Genomic DNA, 18,559 nt, shown 5'->3' on the forward strand with positions numbered 1-18,559 from the left:
ATTAATTTTTAAATGTTATTGTAAATGTGGTTCCTTTGTTGACTTCGCTTTCTATAGAAATTATTCCTCCCATTGTTTCTACCTGCGATTTTACAAGGTAAAGTCCTAATCCTTTACTATCCGGATAATTATGAAATCTTTGATAAAGTCCAAAAACTTTATCTCTGTTTCTTTCTAAATCAATTCCAATTCCATTGTCTTTGAAGGTTAATATCGTTTTGTTTTCTATTTTTTCTGCCGTTATAGATATTTTTAACTTCCTGTTTTCTGATTTATATTTAATGGAATTGGTAAGCAAGTTTAATAAAATACTTTCAATATAAGCTTTGTTTGTAATCAGTTCCGGAACTTTATCAAACTTTAGTTTGATTATAGGTTTGTGTAATTCTATTTGAAAGGAAAGCTGGCTGAAAACATTTTCAAAAACTTCTTTTAAAGAGACTTCTTCTTTTTGCATAGAAGGATTGTCTTTTATAATGATAACTTTTACTAAATCGTTTATGGTTTCGTTTAATAAATGTGTCGATTTGGTAAAGCCGGCCAGAATTTCTTCTAGTTCGTCATTCTCTAGAGGAATGTCTTCAATTAGGTTTAGAAGACCAATTAGATTGGATAATGGAGCTCTAAGATTGTGTGAAGTAATGTAGGAGAATTGTTTTAAGTCTTTATTGTTTTGAGTTAATTCACGGATAAGATGTTCTTTTTCTGTTTCCAGTTTTTTTTCATCAGTAATATCTCTTTGTATGGAAATCCAGTGAGAAATAGCACCTTCGTTACTAAATATTGGAATCATGGAAAAACGAACCCAATACTCTTCTTTGTTTTTTGTGTAAGTTATGGTTTCAATTAGGCATTCTTCTTTATTTTTTATAGCCCGCAAGAGTTTTTTTAATTCGTCAGAGTCTGAATTTGGGCCTTTAAAAATGTTAGGTGATTTTCCGATTATTTCATTGGATAGATAGCCGGACATTTGTGAAAATGCAGGATTTACATAAACTATTTTTGGGATTTTTCCTTCGGGAGAATTGGCCTCGGTAATTAAAATGGAATCTTTAGATTGAGTAATTACAGTTTCTAAGAGTTTAAGTCTTTGTTCTTCTTCTTTTTGCTTGGTAATGTCCTGAATAGCTCCAATCATTCTAATAGCTCTTCCATTTTCATCTTTCAATAAAAAACCTCTGTCCAGAACATACTTATAAGTTCCGTCTGCACATCTAAAGCGATATTGATCCTGCCATTTTTCTGTTTTTTGTTCTATGAAAGAATATAGTTTTATTGACATTCGGATACTGTCTTCCGGGTGGATTTTGTCAAACCACCATTTAGAAGTTTTTCCAACTTCTTCCGGGTTGTAACCAAAAACACCTTCAATGCCTTTATTCCAGTTAATACGGTCCTCTTGAATTTTCCAATCCCAAATAGTATCGCTGGTAGCTTTCGCTACAATGTCATATTTCTCATTGGATTCCTTTATTTCTTCGTTGGTTTTGTTTAGCTTTTCAAAAATTGTGACGTTTCTTTTTTCGTTTTTTGAAAGTATAAATATGAAAATGAATCCTGTAATTAAAATTAATAAAATGTCTTTTATTAAGGATAGATACAGGTATTCGGGTTTGGAAAAGTAAACGATGAGTAATTTATGACATATGACCGCCATAATTATCGAGATGCTGATATAAATAAGAGTAATTTGGAGAGTTTTACTTTTCATTACTTCAAATATAGTTAAATTAACTATAACTAAACATATGTTAATATTATTTTGGAGCCTATATTTTGGCATTTTATATTAACTAATTGATTGTATATACGCAAACTATGATAGAAACGTTTTTTTTTAGAAAATAAAGTGTACTTTTGCACCCATTAAAAATCACAAATGGAATCTATTAGAAATATTGCAATTATTGCCCATGTCGATCACGGTAAAACCACTTTGGTTGATAAAATTATGTATCACTGTCAATTATTTCGTGAAAACGAAAATACAGGTGATTTAATTCTTGATAATAACGATTTAGAGCGTGAGAGAGGTATTACAATTACTTCTAAAAACGTATCTGTTCAGTACAAAGGAACAAAAATCAATATTATTGATACTCCGGGTCACGCCGATTTTGGAGGTGAAGTAGAGCGTGTATTGAACATGGCCGATGGTGTATGTTTGCTAGTGGATGCTTTTGAAGGCCCAATGCCACAAACGCGTTTCGTATTACAAAAAGCTATTGACTTAGGTTTAAAACCATGCGTTGTTATTAATAAAGTAGATAAAGAGAACTGTACTCCTGAAGAAGTTCATGAGAAAGTTTTTGACTTAATGTTTGAATTAGGTGCTACTGAAGAGCAATTGGATTTTCCAACTGTTTACGGTTCTGCTAAAAACAACTGGATGTCTGATGACTGGAAAAATCAAACAGAAAACATTGAGCCATTATTAGACATGGTTATTGCTAATGTTCCGGCTCCTAAAGTTTCTGAAGGAACTCCTCAAATGTTGATTACATCTTTAGATTTCTCTTCTTTTACAGGTCGTATCGCTATCGGACGTCTTGAAAGAGGTGTGTTGAAAGAAGGATCACCTATTTCTTTAGTAAAAAGAGATGGTAAAGTAATCAAATCAAGAATTAAAGAATTACATACTTTCGAAGGTTTAGGCCGTAGAAAAGTTGAAGAAGTTGTTGCCGGAGATATTTGCGCTGTTGTAGGTATTGAAGGTTTCGAAATTGGTGATACTATCGCTGACTTCGAAAATCCTGAGGCTTTACAAACTATTGCTATCGATGAGCCAACAATGTCTATGTTGTTTACCATTAACGATTCTCCTTTCTTTGGTAAAGAGGGTAAATTTGTTACTTCTCGTCATATCCGTGAAAGATTGACAAAAGAGTTGGAGAAAAACTTAGCGATGAAAGTTGGTGAAACTGATTCTGCTGATAAATTCATGGTTTTTGGTCGTGGTGTACTTCACTTATCTGTTCTTATTGAAACAATGAGAAGAGAAGGGTATGAGCTTCAAATTGGTCAGCCACAAGTTATCATCAAAGAAGTTGATGGTGTAAAATGTGAGCCAATTGAGGAATTAACTATCGATTTACCGGAAAACCTTTCAGGTAGAGCGGTTGAATTCGTTACAATCCGTAAAGGTGAAATGCTTTCTATGGAAGGTAAAGGTGAGCGTATGATTATTAAATTCAATATTCCATCTCGTGGAATTATCGGTTTAAGAAATCAATTGCTTACTGCTACAGCTGGTGAGGCTATCATGGCGCACCGTTTCATCGGATACGAACCATACAAAGGAGAAATTCCTGGACGTAACAACGGTTCATTAATCTCTATGGAAAACGGAAAAGCAATTCCTTACTCTATCGATAAATTACAAGATCGTGGTAAATTCTTCGTTGATCCTAACGAGGATATCTATGAAGGTCAGGTTATCGGAGAAAACACTCGTAGCGACGATATGACTGTTAACGTTACTAAAACGAAAAAACTTTCTAACGTACGTTCTTCCGGAGCTGATGATAAAGCTAGAATTATTCCGGCTATCAAATTCTCTTTAGAAGAAGCTTTAGAGTACATTCAAAAAGATGAGTATGTTGAAGTTACTCCAAAATCTTTACGTTTAAGAAAAATCTACTTAAGCGAAACAGATAGAAAAAGATATAAAATCTAATAAATTTTAAATCTCAATATAAAAAATCCCAAATTCCAATAGGAGTTTGGGATTTCTTTTTTTGTTCATTTTATTTTATAAAGATTGGAATTCGAAATTTCAAAAATTTGTTTTTTTATTTTTTATCTTTTCAAACTGAAATGTCCTTTTACTTCTCGTCCGTCTTCCAGTTTTATGCTGTACCAATAATCATCTGCGGGCATTGGACTTCCGGTGAAGGTTCCGTCCCAGCCATTTCCGGTCGAGGTAATCTGTTTGATTAATTTACCGTATCGATCAAAAATGAGGATTTTGGCACCGGAATTTAAAGTTTCATTTGCACCCTGAATATTCCAGTAATCATTGTGACCATCATTATTTGGTGTGAAAAACTTTGGGATTCCAAGAACTGCAATGGTTTTTGAAATTTTTCCGCAATTATTTTTATCATTTACATACAGTTCATGTATTCCCGGGCGAACATTTTCTAAGAAGTTTGAATCTTGAAAAGGACCGTTTGCATCATCTATGCTATATTCATAATTTCCTGTTCCCGAAACATTTACTTCAACAGTATTGAAATCAGATAAGTCCGAAATAGATACAGAATCAAGATGCGCAATATCCGATGCAGTTACAGTTATTGTTCTGGTTCTGCTACAGCTATTTTCCTCTTTAGTAAAAACCTCTACAGTATATTTTCCGGGTTCATTAACATCCAGTGTTTCGCTAATTTCCCCAGGAATTATGCTACCATCTTTTGACCAGAGGTAAGTATATGTGCTGGCTAAAATGCTTCCGTTAATTCCTGCATCAAGTTTAACAAAAAATGTGGGTAAATTAGAACATACTAATTTGTCAGCACTTTTATCGCTGTTAATATCAATATTAGGTTTTTCGTTTACTTTTAATGTTACAAATGGACCTATTCCGAAACAGGCATTGTCCAGATTACTATCTACTCTGACCCAAATATTCTGTTGGTTTGGTATTGTATTCCTATAATTGGCAGGATCTGTAATGGCATTAAGTTCGGCGAAAGCATCTGCTTCATTCGTGTAATATTTTATGTAATGATTTGTACCGGATGAAGGAAGCATTGTCCTAATTTCGTTAGTTACACCGCTAAAATCAAAGTTTGCGATTCCATCAGTGTCAGTACTCAAAGTTTCAATTGAATCATCACAAACGGTAAGTGATCTTTTGAAATTTGGATCAATTTGGGTAATGGAAACTACAAGATTTAATTGAGCAACTGAAAAGCATCCATTTGCATTTTCAACTCTTGTCCAAATACTTTTATTACCGCTCGTGAAAGAAAGTGGATTTGAAATTAATGCAGAAAGATCTTTTGTATTTGCACCTGTCAATGTAGTATAGTAGGAGAAGGTCTCGTTTTCAAAATTGGCAGAAACAAAATTGTTTTTCTCAGTTATATTAAAATTAGAAATACCGTCTGTATCGTCATCACATTGTACGATTGTAATTGGTGAATTTAATAGAGGGAGAGTCCAAATCTTTAATGTTACAGAATTAGCCGAAGTCAATCCGCAGGCATTATTGTTTCGGTTTAAAAACACACGATATTGATGGCCATTCATCGCATTGCTCGTTTTTTGAATTGTCAGAGCCGTAGTTTTGGTTCCGGTATAAACAGTATTTTCCGTCAAGGGATTCCAGGTAGTTCCGCCATCGCCTGAAAACTGCCATTGAAAACTGTCAGCGTTGGATTCGACTACAAAGGTTACTTTTTCCAGCTCACAAACGGTTTGATTTTCGGGTTGTTTTGTAATTATAATTGGAGTTGCAATAATATAATTTCCATTTGGAAGTGTATAGCCATCTGTTCTGCTGGTTACAATCCCAAATGAATTTACAATCACAGGACTATTACCTAGTTGACCATCAAAATCCGGATCTGTAAAACCGGCTTCTATAACATCGTTACAACCATCGTCGTCACTGTCAATTTCTGTATAATCCTTTATTCCGTCGTTATCAGAATCCAAAACAGTGTATTTTAAAATGCCACTGTCAGGATTAGTTTCTAAAGCATCTGATAATCCGTTACTTCCAAAATCAATAGTATCAATTACTCCGTCTTTGTTTGTATCCGGAGCATTACTACCAGATTCTGTCAAATCATATATTCCGTCGTTATCACTGTCTAAATCAAGATAATTTGGAACACCATCGTTGTCAGTATCAAGAGGACTCGCTGATAAAACAAACATATCGTCCAATCCATCTAAATTAATATCAACATTTGATAATGGTTTTGGTTGTGTTTGTGATTCGATTAAATCAGGAATTCCATCATTGTCTGAATCTAAATCCAATTGATCCGGAATTCCGTCTCCATCAGTATCTTTTGGAACACAAGTTGCAACGAGTTTAAAAGTTGATTTACTTTCGGTTTCATCAGACAAATTTTTATGCGTGATTTTAAACGATTGGGTTTGATAAGACTGGAATTTAAATGTACCCGTTCCAGCTGGTAAAGGAACATTACCGTTTAATCGAAATCGGATTTCGAAAGAAGAGAATTCTGTAACTCCACTCTCATATATTCCATCATAATTGGTGTCAATCAGCAATTGATTGTCGGGATTTAAAACCGTAAATGTTTTATTAATATCTGAGTTTATAATGTATTCAGCATTGGGATTTAATAACTCATCTGCATTAGCAGTGGTGCTGTATTCTAAACGAAGATTTATTGGTTTTGCGAAATTTAAAGTATAACTTACTGAAGCTTTTCCGGCACCGATTCTGGTAACAAAACCTCCATCTGTATTTCCTGAAAAAGAAGTACCAATAAGAGCAGATGAATTGCTAAATGTACCTGAAAAAGAATTGGAATAAGTACCTACAGTTACAATTCCCGAACTTGTGTTTGAAGTATTTATGGGTTGATCTCCATAAGATTCAGTACAATTTGTTATTCCGTCATTATCATAATCAATATCAATATTATCATTTACTAAATCATTGTCCTGATTAATAGGACATTCGCTTACCGGGATTTTATCAGAGAAAATGTTAGTAACGCAACCGGATATACCTCCCTTCACCTGATAAAAACCAGGCTGCGTTGGGGTATAATTGTTTTTTGTTTCACCAGTAATTGGAATATCATCTTTATACCATTGAAAAGTATCGTAAGAAGACAGTGTATTTATTTTCAAAGATACATTTGGAATGCAGGAAGAGTTTTCAAGTGTGATTTTACTACTAACAATTTCAGGTTTTAAATCAAAACCAGAATAATAACCTCCATAAGTGGCATTCCCATTAGTTCCAAAATAAGAAACATAAATCTGTTTTGTTGATTTTACAGCGATATCTCCTGATAAATCCGGTATGCTATAACGGACAAATTCAGTTGTTCCTTCAATTTTTATAGGAATAACCGTAATAGGAGAGTTGTTTAATAAAACGGAAGCTCCTGTTTCGGTTACGATGTTGAGAAAACCATTAAAGGTATTATTGCCAATAGATTGAATCTGTGGAATATTATCAACGGTATTTGGAGTAGCACAATTGATTGGAGGTACAAAAAACATATTTTGATTGGCAGGATGTGTTGTTCCTCCAATACATTGATAAGCAAAAACATTTTTACTTGTTTTTACATACAAACTTCCGTTGCTAAAATAGGTTCCATCCATTACAACATATTCTCCACTACTAAGTGTTTTGTATGCAGTAGAAGAACCATTAAGAAAAACTTCTGTATTATCGTAATGGGCAACCAATATTACACGTTCCAGTTCGTCAGTACCAAGACCTTTTATAAAAATGTATTCTTTTCCGGTTTTTTCTTCAGAAACGATTTGATCGAAACCGACATCTCTTCCTGCAGGAGTAGAATTTCTTCCTTGATTTGTTAGTAGAGTACTGTTGCTTCCTCCAAACGAACCAGAATTAACCACAACTGATTTATCAGACTGAACTAATGCTCCAATCATTTTAGAACTATTTGATACAGGCTGCGCATCATTATAGTTTTTTAATGCCAATACATAACTTTCATTTTTGTTCAGTGTTACTGTTATTGGACCAGAAATAATTGTTCCGTCCAAAAGCTGAGTACCATTTTGGATATTTGAAATTGTAATTTTAGTTCCGTTTTCTGTAGCCATTATTGAAGCAAAATTCAATAATGTTTCATCATACAATGGATTTAACATAGCGCCTAATCTAAAAGTAGTACCAAGAGCGCTGTTTCCTTTAGAAACTAATCCACCAGCTTGATTATATTCTCCGTTTTGAGTGGCTCCTGCATTGACTCTTGCACTTACATAGATTAAATCTTCGGCTTCAATAATATATCCCCGACCAGATATAATTCCGATATTGCTCAAAGGAGTGAATAGTTGGGTGTCGAGACCTACGCCGATATAATAACGATATGGATTTGTACTATTTACAGTCCCATTGACTACGCCACCACCATTCGCTATTATTTTGAAATTTACATTACTAGTACTTGGAGTTGAGATATAAAGATACTGGTCGCTGGCAAAACCTACAACTGAAATCAAAGGTGGTATATAATGTGTTTTACTAAATTGCGAGAAACAATTTAAAGTACAAAACAGGAATAAAAGAAAGAGTAATTTTTTTTTCATTGGCTTGTAAGTGGCTGTTAATGATTTAAATCGCCCAAACCAAAAATAGGGTTTATTTTAAAATTGGTGTTTTTTTCTTCTTAAATATTTAAAAAATTAAGAGTTTTTAAGTGTTAAATACTTCAAAACAGAATAATTTGGTTAATTGCTGTATGAAGATCTTATCTTTTTAGACTAAAATGACCTTTTACCTTTCTGCCATCCGTAAAAGTTAAAGTAAACCAATAATCATCTGATGGTAATTGCTGACCATTAAAAAATCCAGTCCAGCCCAAGCTGTTTTGGTTCATTTGTTTTAATAGTTTTCCGTAACGGTCAAAAATGGTTATAGTATAATCAGGAAGTAAATTAGAATCTTTAATAACCCATAAATCATTATACCCGTCTCCATTTGGTGTAAAGAATCTTGGATAATCCAAAACATATACTAAAAACAGATTAGACATGCCGCAACCATTTTTATCTTTCGCAACAGCATTGTAAGTTCCTGTGCTAACCCCATTAAAAAGTGGACTGTCTTGAAAAGTTAATCCGTCTAATGAAAATTCGTAATTACCTGTTCCGGTATATTCCAGTAAAACGGAATTATCGACTCCGGAAAAATCTTTAACAACTGCATTTGTTATAACAGCAGGTTCAGATGAAATGATTTTGAATTTTTTAGTTTTTTCGCAGCCATTAGAATCTTGTACCGTTACTGAATAGTCGCCTGGAGCAGTAATGATTATGGTATTCGAAGTTTCTCCGTTACTCCATAAATAACTGCTGAAACCTGCAGCAACACTTAATGTTAAAGTGTTGTTTTGACATAAGTATTCAGATTCGTCTTCAAAGTTTGGCGGATCAAAAGTATTTACAACAAGTGGAACCGGAACAACATCATAACAATCCGGACCGTTTACTACTCTTGCATAAATGATTTGATTATAGGCCGTAGTATTTTTAAAAATATTAGGTAATGGATTTGTTTCTGTTAATGCATCATTCGCAGTCAAAAAATAATTAGCTGTTAATCCGCTGGGAAGACCAGATGTGATTTGCGGTGTAACCTCATTTTGCAGATCAAATTGATACAAACCGTCCTGGATTTCGTCTCCATCACAAGTATTTATCGGATTCGGATTGGCGATAGTTGTTGCAGCAATTTGTAAAGTTACTTCAGCAGTTGTAAAACAACCAAATTGATTTTCTAAACGTGCATAAACAATTTGATTATTGGTTGTATTTATATAACTGGCCGGATTTGTAATTTTATTACTTTTTGTTTGAGCATTAGCTAATGTTAGGTAATAACCTTCATTTATAATGCTGGAAGCATTATTTTTTACAATATTGTCCGCTTTAGTTAAATTGAAAATTGAAATACCATCGTTGTTATCATCACATTGCAAAAGAATAGTATTGGTAGAAAAAATTTCAGGTGTGTAATCAATTTTTATTTCGCCTGACAATACACATGTCGATCCTATTAGAGTAGCTTCAATAACATAATTTCCAGCTTCGGTAACTTTATAAGTTGAGTTTGTGCCCAGAGTTACAAGAGGATTATTTTTTTTGAACCATCTGAAAGTATAAGAAGAAGCATTAAGTTTGCTATCCAGATCAATTTCTTCTCCAAAACAGGCAGGATTATTTGTAGCAATTGTTCGATCCTCGCCCAAAGCAATTTTAGAAGAAAAACTTCCCGCTTCCAGAAATATTGCCGATTCCAGATTTCGATTGGTATCATCTGCAATTACTAATTTTATATGATATGTTTTTCCTGCAATTACATCAGACTGGGCTGTCATAACTACCGTTTGTCCTGCATAATTTACCGGACTGGTATTCGTATTCAAACCATTAAAATAATTTACATTTGAAGCCTCACATCCCGGATAGGTAGACGTACCGCTTGGTCTTGTGCCCGGCTCAATTTTAGGATGGATATTGACAGAAGAAACTGGTGTATTGGTATTTGGAATTACTGCCAGATTTTTATAAGCATCTGTTGTACCTGCTTCTTTAATTAAAAAAGCAAATCCATCTGAATAGTTGCAAGGATAGTCATATTGATATTCATTTGAAGCAAAAATATAATTGAAACTCAATGAATTTGCAGAAGCAACGAAATGGAATTCCAGTACTGTCGCATTTACCGAATGTGTTCCCAGAATTTGATCCAAATCATTATCACCAAGCCAATCCGGACTGTCATTACTTGTTAAGTCGCTCACAAATGGTCCAATTGCACTTTGAGCTGTGGATGTTGCCAGCACTATTCCTTCCTGGAAAGGGAAATTGCTTCCGTTTCGGTTAAAATAGGCAAAGCTCTGTCTTCCCGATCTAAAAGTGTCTCCTTTTCCAGTTGAATGAGATGCTGAAGCACAGGCACTATTAACTAAAACATCTTCAATAAGCTGTTTTGGTGTTTGTTGATCATCAATAGTAATAACTTGTGCATTAACGCTGAAAAGGGCACAGTTTATAAGTAATAAGACTAAAAGGCTTTTAAAATAATTCATAGTATAACAAATATACTATAAATCTCTATTTTTTAATAATTTGTAAGAAAAATAAACAAATAAAGAAGTCCAGATTAAAACGATTAAAATTGCTGAATAACTTACACTGTAGTCGATTTCTGTTTCAATTCCGATTTGATTACCAATATTTTTAACAACAGATAATCTGGGAGCCGGATTGACAATCAGATTAGACATTGATTCTAATGGAAAAAACTGTGTGATTTTTTCATCAGTATTACTTTCAGGAAAAACTTTAAATGCCAGAAATCCTCTTAATATACTTTCAATAATACTCCAAACTAAAAGAAAGCCTAAAGCAAATGCAGATCTTTTTACAAAAATTCCTAAAAATAAACAGAAAGAAAAGAAACCTGTCAGTTTTACAAAAAAGGCTAAAAGATAATCTAAATCAGTAAAAATAATATCAATCTCAGTATAAGAAGAAAAAACTAATCCTAGAATTAAACTCATTATAAAAACAAAAACAGTTGAAACAAATGCAAATAAAACAACCGTTAAAAATTTGGACAGAATAAACTCTTTTTTACTTAAACCATCTATTAAATTTTGTTTTAAAGTTCCATAACTGTATTCATTGGCCATCATCGAAACTATTACAATAGCCAGAAAAAATTTGAGCCATGCAGCAACATAGGTGTTAAAATGCCAGATAAAAGGGAAATTAAAAATCCCCATTTCTGCTAAATGAAATTTGAAAGGACCAATATCAAATTTTATTGCAGCGATTAAAGCGATGAAAGAAAGTAATATAAAATAAGTTAAGGTCAGTATTTTGCTGGCTTTATTCATCCAGATTTTTTGTAATTCTATAGAAAGAAGTCGTTTCATGGTTCGGTTAGATTTTTGGATTGGTGTTTTTTGTTAATTCTAAAAATTGAGCTTCAAGACTGTTTTTACGTTTTACTAAATGATTTAAAACAATATTTTTAGAAAATAAAAATTGATTTAAGTCTGAAGCTGATAACTCTGCTTTTAGGTAAACCAAAACCTTTCCGTCTTCTTCTTTTATTTGTCCAACAGCATTATGATTGCTTAAAACCGATTTTAAAACTTCATTATCATTGGAAGAAATTTCGAAGAAACCTTCATTTGCAGCCATTCCGTCTACAGAACCAGAATACAAAACTTCTCCTTTTCTTAAAACAATTACTTCAGAGCAAACTTTTTCAACTTCATCCAATAAATGAGAAGCCAGTAAAATAGTGGTTCCCTGCGAAGCAATTTTTTTAATAATATCACGAATCTGGTGAATTCCCTGTGGGTCTAATCCGTTAGTTGGTTCATCTAAAATCAGAATTTCAGGATCATTCAAAAGCGCTGATGCAATTGCCAAACGCTGTTTCATTCCTAAAGAAAAAGTACTGAATTTGCTGTCTTTTCGTTCACTCAAACCAACCAATTCCAATTTTTCATTGACTTTGGAATAATTGATATTTTTGATTTTGCAAACCAGTTTCAGGTTTTGCTCGGCTGTCATATAAGGATAAAAGTTTGGACGCTCGATAATTGCCCCAACTTTTTTTAACGCTTCGTGCGTTTCTACATTGCCATCAAACCAGCGATAATTACCGGAAGATTTATTTACAACATTTAATACAATTCCTAATGTTGTAGATTTTCCGCTTCCGTTTGGCCCTAGAATGCCATAAACACGACCTTTTTGTATTGTAAAAGAGACATTTTTAAGCGCCTGGATTCGGCCGTATCTTTTATTTAGATTCTCAATGGTTAAAATGGTTTCCAAATTTTTCTGGTTTTAGTTTTTAGTATGACGAACCAATTCGATTTTTGTTACTTTAATTTCTAACATTCAATCGTATTGATGTAAATTTGTAATAAAGATATTTAAAATGAGCGAGCCTTTAATGGTTTTAAAAAAACCTTCTTATCCTTTAACACAACCACTTTTAAGTTATTTGGAGCGATACGAACGTATTTCTAAAGTTTCTGTGTTTTATGATGACTTGCTTCGTTTTTCGGGTTCTATTAATGTTTATGATAAACATGACAACGATACACTTTGGATTCGGGTATATTACAGCGAATTTGAACGCAATGAAATTGATTTAAATTTAAAAAGGATTTATTCTTTGTTGCATTCTGATGGTAACAGCGAGATTATTCAGTTTTTAAATGTAGATGCTATTGATTATTGTACTTTCGGAAATTCAAAACCTTTCAGAATTAAAGTTCGAAATATTCTCAACGATAACTACGTTCATTTTTACATCAAAAAAGCCGATGCTTCCCGAATTTACGGTTTGGAACTGGAAGATATTTTGTCACCGGATAAAATTAACTTTTTGGTTTACAAAGACACTTTAATAGAAGAACATATTATTGGAATTCCGGGAGATGTTTTTATGGATACTCTATTAGATTCGTGTACCGAAATGGAAAAAGCCCAAATTGCAAAAGAGTTCGTAAAGTTTAATGAACGTTGCATGATTCGGCTTTTAGGAGATATGCGTGCTTATAATTATGTGATTGTACCTATTCACGATTTTGATCAGGTGGTGTATAAAATCCGCCCAATTGATTTTGATCAGCAATGTTACGAAGGAAATTTTAAAGTTTACCGTCCGCAGTTTTTCAAGGAAAATTTTCCAATGATTAAGCTGATTAAAGAAAAACTGGAAGAACGTTCTATTATTCAGTATAAAGATGAAGAAAGAGCCATTTTAGCAAAACGTATTCATTCAGCAGAAAACAGAATTAAAAAACTTCTAAATATTATGTGTCACGATACCATTTCAACCGAAGAACATCTCAATCAGCTTAAATTGGAGTTGTACCGATATACTAATGATATGAAATTTAAAAATGCAAAATCAATGGGACATATCATGCACGCGGCATTTGAGTTTATTACACGTAATTTTAAAAATACTAACTTAGTTTAGAATTATTGTCATCCTGAGGAACGAAGGATCACATAAGTAACTCGACAAAGATTGGAGAATTACTTTTCGGAATTTCTGGTGTGATCCTTCGTTCCTCAGGATGACAAAAAAATAAAAACAACCTTATGAAAAAATCTTTTTTAATAGTCGTTTCAATAGTTTTATTGGCTTGCCAACAACAATCTGGCAATGATTTAAAAGTACTTTATTCACTTCCTAAAAAATTGAAAGAAGTTTCAGGAATTACTTATTTTCCTGAAACCAATCTGCTTTATACTTTGGAAGACAGTGGCAATAAAAATGCTATCTATGCTTTAAATTCTAAAGGAAAAATAGAAAAAACAATTACGATTTCAAATGCCAAAAATGTAGATTGGGAAGACATTACAAAAGATAAGGCAGGAAATATTTATATAGGCGATTTTGGAAATAATGATAACGAAAGAACAGATTTGTGTATTTACAAACTGGCAAAAAATCAGTTGAATAAAGATCTGGCTTCTGCCGAATATAAAATCTCATTTTCATACCCGGAGCAAACAGAATTTCCGCCAAAGAAAAAAGAACTATTTTATGATGTTGAAAGCTTCTTTGAATACAACGGTTATTTTTATCTCTTTACAAAAAACAGAAGCAAAGGTTTTGACGGAACTGCTTTTATCTACAAAATCAAAAATGCGTCAGGAACTCAAAAAGCCATTAGAATAGGAGAGTTTAAAACTTGTAATAATTATAATCATTGTGTTTTAACAAGCGCTACAATAAGTCCGGATGGAAAGAAAGTTGCTTTATTAAGTCACGACAAAGTTCTTTTGTTTAAAGGATTCAAAGGAGATTTATTTCATAAAGGAACCCAAACCCAAATAGAACTTAATCATTTTTCTCAAAAAGAAGCCATCGTCTTCAAAGACAATAATACCCTGTTAATCGCCGATGAAAAAGCGGATAAAATAGGAGGAAATGTATATGAGTTTAAGCTTCTAAGTCACTAAGTTTCTAAGAAAAAGTTAGCCACGAGTTCACGAATTTTAATTACAAATAATTCGTGAATTCGTGGCTTTTTTATAGCAATCTAAGAAAACCTTAGCATCTCAGAATCTCAGCAACTTAAAAACTATATGCCGCTCCAAAAATCACCCTTCCAATTTCGTCAGGAGATTTAAAGTACGAGATTCTTGCAGTTAAAACATTAATAGCGTTTAACCAAAGTCCGCCACCGTAATCATGGTGCCATTTTTTAGAATCTTCGCCATCAAGCCAAACTCTACCATAATCAAAACCGCCTAAAATTCCGTAAGTAAACGGAGCAATAGTTTTTCTGATTCGGCCAATACTTAAACGTAAATCAGAGCTTTGAGAGAAATAGGGGTTTCCTAAAAAACGTTCGTTTCTAAATCCACGTAAATCGGTATCGCCTCCTAAAGCAGCACCTTGGTAGAATTCGTAATTATTGTTAAAAATGGCTTTTCCTTTAAGATAACTTGCTAAAACCAGTTTTCCGCTTTTATCAATTTTATGTGTAAATCCTAAAGCACTTTCAAGAGTTGGGAAGTTTTTACTTGTTTCATCCAGATTGGTCGTCCAGGTACCGGCAATCATAAAAAACATTCCTAAAGTTGGTTTAGCAGCAAAATCGGAATTTTTGAAAAGATACTTTACTTTCAAACTTCCATAATTCTGGTGATTAAAAACATCCGGATTTATAATATTTGGAAGATCTATAAAACGATTCTCAGTTTCTTCCACGGTCATTCTCTGGAAAATTGGCTGAATGCTGAATTCGCTTCCATATCTTCCGACATGTCTAATCGCTCCCGAAGCGTTAAATTTTCTGATTCGGACACGGTTATAATCCATGCTCAAATCATCATCATATTTCGATTCATTTCCGTAGCCAAAATAGTTCATTGCAAAATTTGGCGTAGTATAAAGTGATTCCACATCAATTACCCATTTTCCTAATAGTCCAGGGAAATGTGCAGCGTAATTAAATTCTAAACCGCCAGTTGCGAAATAATAAAAAGCATTTAAAACATGTCTTTGTGTGTATGGATTCTGTTTGAAATTGTTAACGGTATAATTTAAGTTAACACCCACTTTCACACCATCATCAGGATTGAAACCGATATTTGGAAGACCCGAAACTACATTGTATTTCGGTTTTTCGTAGTTGTATAAGTTAACATCGTAATCATCTGTTAATTGTGTCTGTGTTTTAGAGTCTAAATTATAGGTGTTTTCTTTTGATTTAAAATCATAAACAATAACTTTTCTTCCGTTTTCAATGTTGTAAGTGTCGTTATTCTGACCGCCAATTAAACGGATTTTAATATTCGATTTATAATTTCCTTTCACTTCAAAAATATCATTATCATCTAAACCATAAATCCATAAATTTTTGGTTTTGTTATCTGTAACGGTTTTAGTGTAGAGTAATTCATCACCTTCTTTTTTCGATCTGAAAACCTGAATTTCAATACTTTTCTTCGCATTATGGTTTAAAACAAATTTGTCTTTTTTATCTGTTCCGGCAATCATGACAGTTCTGCTTAAAACATCAGCATAAATGGCCGCATATTTCTGAAGTTCTCTTTTTCTGTTTTTTAATTTTCGAATGATTTCGTCAACAGTTTCATCCTGAACTTCTTTAGGCATATTTTTAAAAGACTTTTCTATGTCTGCATCCGACAAATTATCCTGAATATATTTTGCCTGCTCAATCCAGTCTTTTTGGTCAGCCGTTTTTAAGAAAGCCAAATCCTGAGGATAAGGTTCTCTGCTCAGCCATTTTACATTGCCAATTTTGTCTTTAAAAGTTCGCATGTGACGCAATGCCGGAATGTTCATTAAAATAGAAAGTAAAGCACCATCGTATTTCACAAAAGCCTGATCTCTGTCACGCGGAATTGGTTTGTAAATTACTTTACCATCTTTTTTAAATTCGGCCCAACGCCATTGATCACTGTGTCTGTCCCAGTCGCCAATTAAAATATCAAACAAACGGGCTTTTATATATTCTTTTTCGTCAACCGAATATTTTTCATCTTTATGAAGATTCAGCATTACATCATCGGTGCCGATAATATTACTTGGATTTCCGAAGTTTTTTCCATCTAAATGATTGTCAGCTGGCCTTTCTTCAATCATATACAACTGATCTCCGAAACCGGCATTAAACTCGCCCAAACCATTTTGTCTCGGAATGTAATATAAAATCGGATTGGTGTGAAGCAATCCGATCTTGTTGGACATACCGTCAATTGCATAAGGAGCATAAGGATGAGAAGTCGTATAAAAATCAAATAAGAAACTTTCGGCATACGTATCTTCAAAATCATTTACTACATATTGATCTTTAAAAGCAACAGATTGTAAAAATACGGTTGCACTTTTTTTCATGCCACGCATTACAAATTCACGTCCTTTTGGATCAGACATTCTTAATGAAACAGATTGATGTCCGCCGCCTTCGCGAATAGGTTTCAAACCGCCTTTTAAAGTGTCAACAGTTGCTACAGTTGCTTCAATTGGCATGCTGTAATATTTTCTGTAATGTTTTCCGAATAAGAAACTATGCAGCCAGCTTTTATCTGTCATTTTTGGTGAATAGATAGAAGTGGTAATTTTTGAAGGGAAATTATTTGGAATATCTGAAGCCCAGTTGATTTCTTTAGCTTTTATGATTTCACGTTCAAAAAGCAGTTTTTCTTTATTATTTTCATTTCCATAAAATGAAACTTTAGCATCGCCGCTTTTAAATAAAGTCAAAGTGGCGTAACCGTTTCCGCCGTATGAAAAATCATTTTCGTTTACAGCCCTTGCAGCTTCAGATTTAGAACCTGCACCGCTGATAATCTGTTGGATATTTTCGTTGCTGATATATTGTAAATTATGATCGTGGCCCGAAACTACAATCACATTTTTCTGCTTTTGCAAAAGCGTTTTAATTCGCTTGGCATAAATTGTATATTGTTTGTTTTGAATATCCTGCGGACTTACTCCTGAAGTTTTTCTCAATAAATTAATAAATGAGCCAATCACCGGAAGAGGAATCTTTTGCTCCAATGGAAATAGTTGTTTTTCTAATGAAAATTGCCCGCCATGTGTTCCGTTGCTCAGCAAAGGATGATGAATAGCTAAAACAACAGTCTTTTCCTGATTTTTGTTTAGTATACCTTCCAGTTCTTCAAAAAAAGCTTCCCTGGTTTTAATTTCACAATTGTCGTTGATTGTTGGGTGATCATCCCAGTCTTCCAGAAACCATTCACTGTCAATAGTTACTAACGTTGTAATACTATCAATTTTCACATCTTCTATTGGACAGGATTTTCTTGGAAGAAAAGCTTTTTTGTCATTCAAATGTTTTGTCACAAAATCAGCTTGTAACTCAAGGCCTTTAATACCGCTGTACCAGTCGTGATTACCGGGAATAAAAATGGTTTTCCCTCTGTAACCGTCAGCTAATTTTAACTGATTTGTTAGTTTGGTTTCGGCCAAAGCCTTATCTCCGGACTTTTTATCACTAGGAAAACCTTTAGGATAAATGTTGTCTCCCAAGAAAAGCAACGTTGATTTTTTATTGGCTTTTTTGAGTCTCTGATGTAATAGTTCGAGCGTTTGCTGCGCTTGTTGTTCGTCAGCATTTCCGGCATCTCCGACAAGAAAGAAAGTATGCGCAATTTTTATAGTATCTGTTGCGTTTTCATTCTCGACTGAGCTTACATTTTTTCCGTATTGTGGCTTGTGGGTTGCACAAGAATAAACGAGGAAAAGTAGAAGTAAAGCAACCGTTCCGGTTTTAATTTTTGCAATAAAATGATTATCCAAAAACAATTTCAT

Annotated in this window: 9 protein-coding genes; 3 read left to right on the forward strand and 6 right to left on the reverse strand. The window is 33.5% G+C overall.

The window, feature by feature from the left end; translation table 11 throughout:
* Position 1 precedes the first annotated feature (1 nt).
* On the reverse strand, positions 2-1,711 hold the full coding sequence (locus tag ACFS3A_RS11080; RefSeq protein ID WP_379825503.1) for a PAS domain-containing sensor histidine kinase: 1,710 nt from the start codon (positions 1,709-1,711) through the stop codon (positions 2-4).
* Between the two features lie 168 nt (positions 1,712-1,879).
* On the opposite strand from ACFS3A_RS11080, the gene typA reads away from it, so the two are divergent.
* Positions 1,880-3,676, forward strand: a complete 1,797-nt coding sequence (typA, locus tag ACFS3A_RS11085) for a translational GTPase TypA (RefSeq protein WP_179002297.1) — start codon at positions 1,880-1,882, stop codon at positions 3,674-3,676.
* Positions 3,677-3,798: 122 nt separating this feature from the next.
* Here the strand turns inward: typA and ACFS3A_RS11090 are convergent, their stop codons facing one another.
* The 4 genes from ACFS3A_RS11090 to ACFS3A_RS11105 form a co-directional block, all read right to left on the reverse strand.
* The gene (locus ACFS3A_RS11090; protein ID WP_379825504.1) at positions 3,799-8,289 is read right to left on the reverse strand and encodes a T9SS type B sorting domain-containing protein; all 4,491 of its coding nucleotides are present in this window, start codon (positions 8,287-8,289) and stop codon (positions 3,799-3,801) included.
* Positions 8,290-8,450: 161 nt separating this feature from the next.
* On the reverse strand, positions 8,451-10,793 hold the full coding sequence (locus ACFS3A_RS11095; protein ID WP_379825506.1) for a T9SS type B sorting domain-containing protein: 2,343 nt from the start codon (positions 10,791-10,793) through the stop codon (positions 8,451-8,453).
* A 15-nt stretch (positions 10,794-10,808) separates the two neighbouring features.
* Complete coding sequence (locus ACFS3A_RS11100; RefSeq protein WP_379825507.1) at positions 10,809-11,645, reverse strand: ABC transporter permease; 837 nt, start codon at positions 11,643-11,645, stop codon at positions 10,809-10,811.
* 7 nt (positions 11,646-11,652) lie between these two features.
* Positions 11,653-12,561 carry an ABC transporter ATP-binding protein gene (locus tag ACFS3A_RS11105; RefSeq protein WP_379825508.1) on the reverse strand — a complete coding sequence of 303 codons (909 nt, stop codon included), beginning with the start codon at positions 12,559-12,561 and terminating at the stop codon, positions 11,653-11,655.
* 106 nt (positions 12,562-12,667) lie between these two features.
* On the opposite strand from ACFS3A_RS11105, the gene ACFS3A_RS11110 reads away from it, so the two are divergent.
* Positions 12,668-13,720 carry a hypothetical protein gene (locus tag ACFS3A_RS11110; RefSeq protein ID WP_379825509.1) on the forward strand — a complete coding sequence of 351 codons (1,053 nt, stop codon included), beginning with the start codon at positions 12,668-12,670 and terminating at the stop codon, positions 13,718-13,720.
* Positions 13,721-13,845: 125 nt separating this feature from the next.
* Positions 13,846-14,712, forward strand: coding sequence for a hypothetical protein (locus ACFS3A_RS11115; RefSeq protein ID WP_379825510.1), 867 nt, complete (start codon positions 13,846-13,848; stop codon positions 14,710-14,712).
* 115 nt (positions 14,713-14,827) lie between these two features.
* Here ACFS3A_RS11115 and ACFS3A_RS11120 read toward each other — a convergent pair whose 3' ends face one another.
* Positions 14,828-18,559: a metallophosphoesterase gene (locus ACFS3A_RS11120; RefSeq protein ID WP_379825511.1), complete on the reverse strand. Its 3,732-nt coding sequence runs from the start codon at positions 18,557-18,559 to the stop codon at positions 14,828-14,830.

Source organism: Flavobacterium notoginsengisoli, from assembly GCF_042686225.1.
Classification (GTDB): domain Bacteria; phylum Bacteroidota; class Bacteroidia; order Flavobacteriales; family Flavobacteriaceae; genus Flavobacterium; species Flavobacterium notoginsengisoli.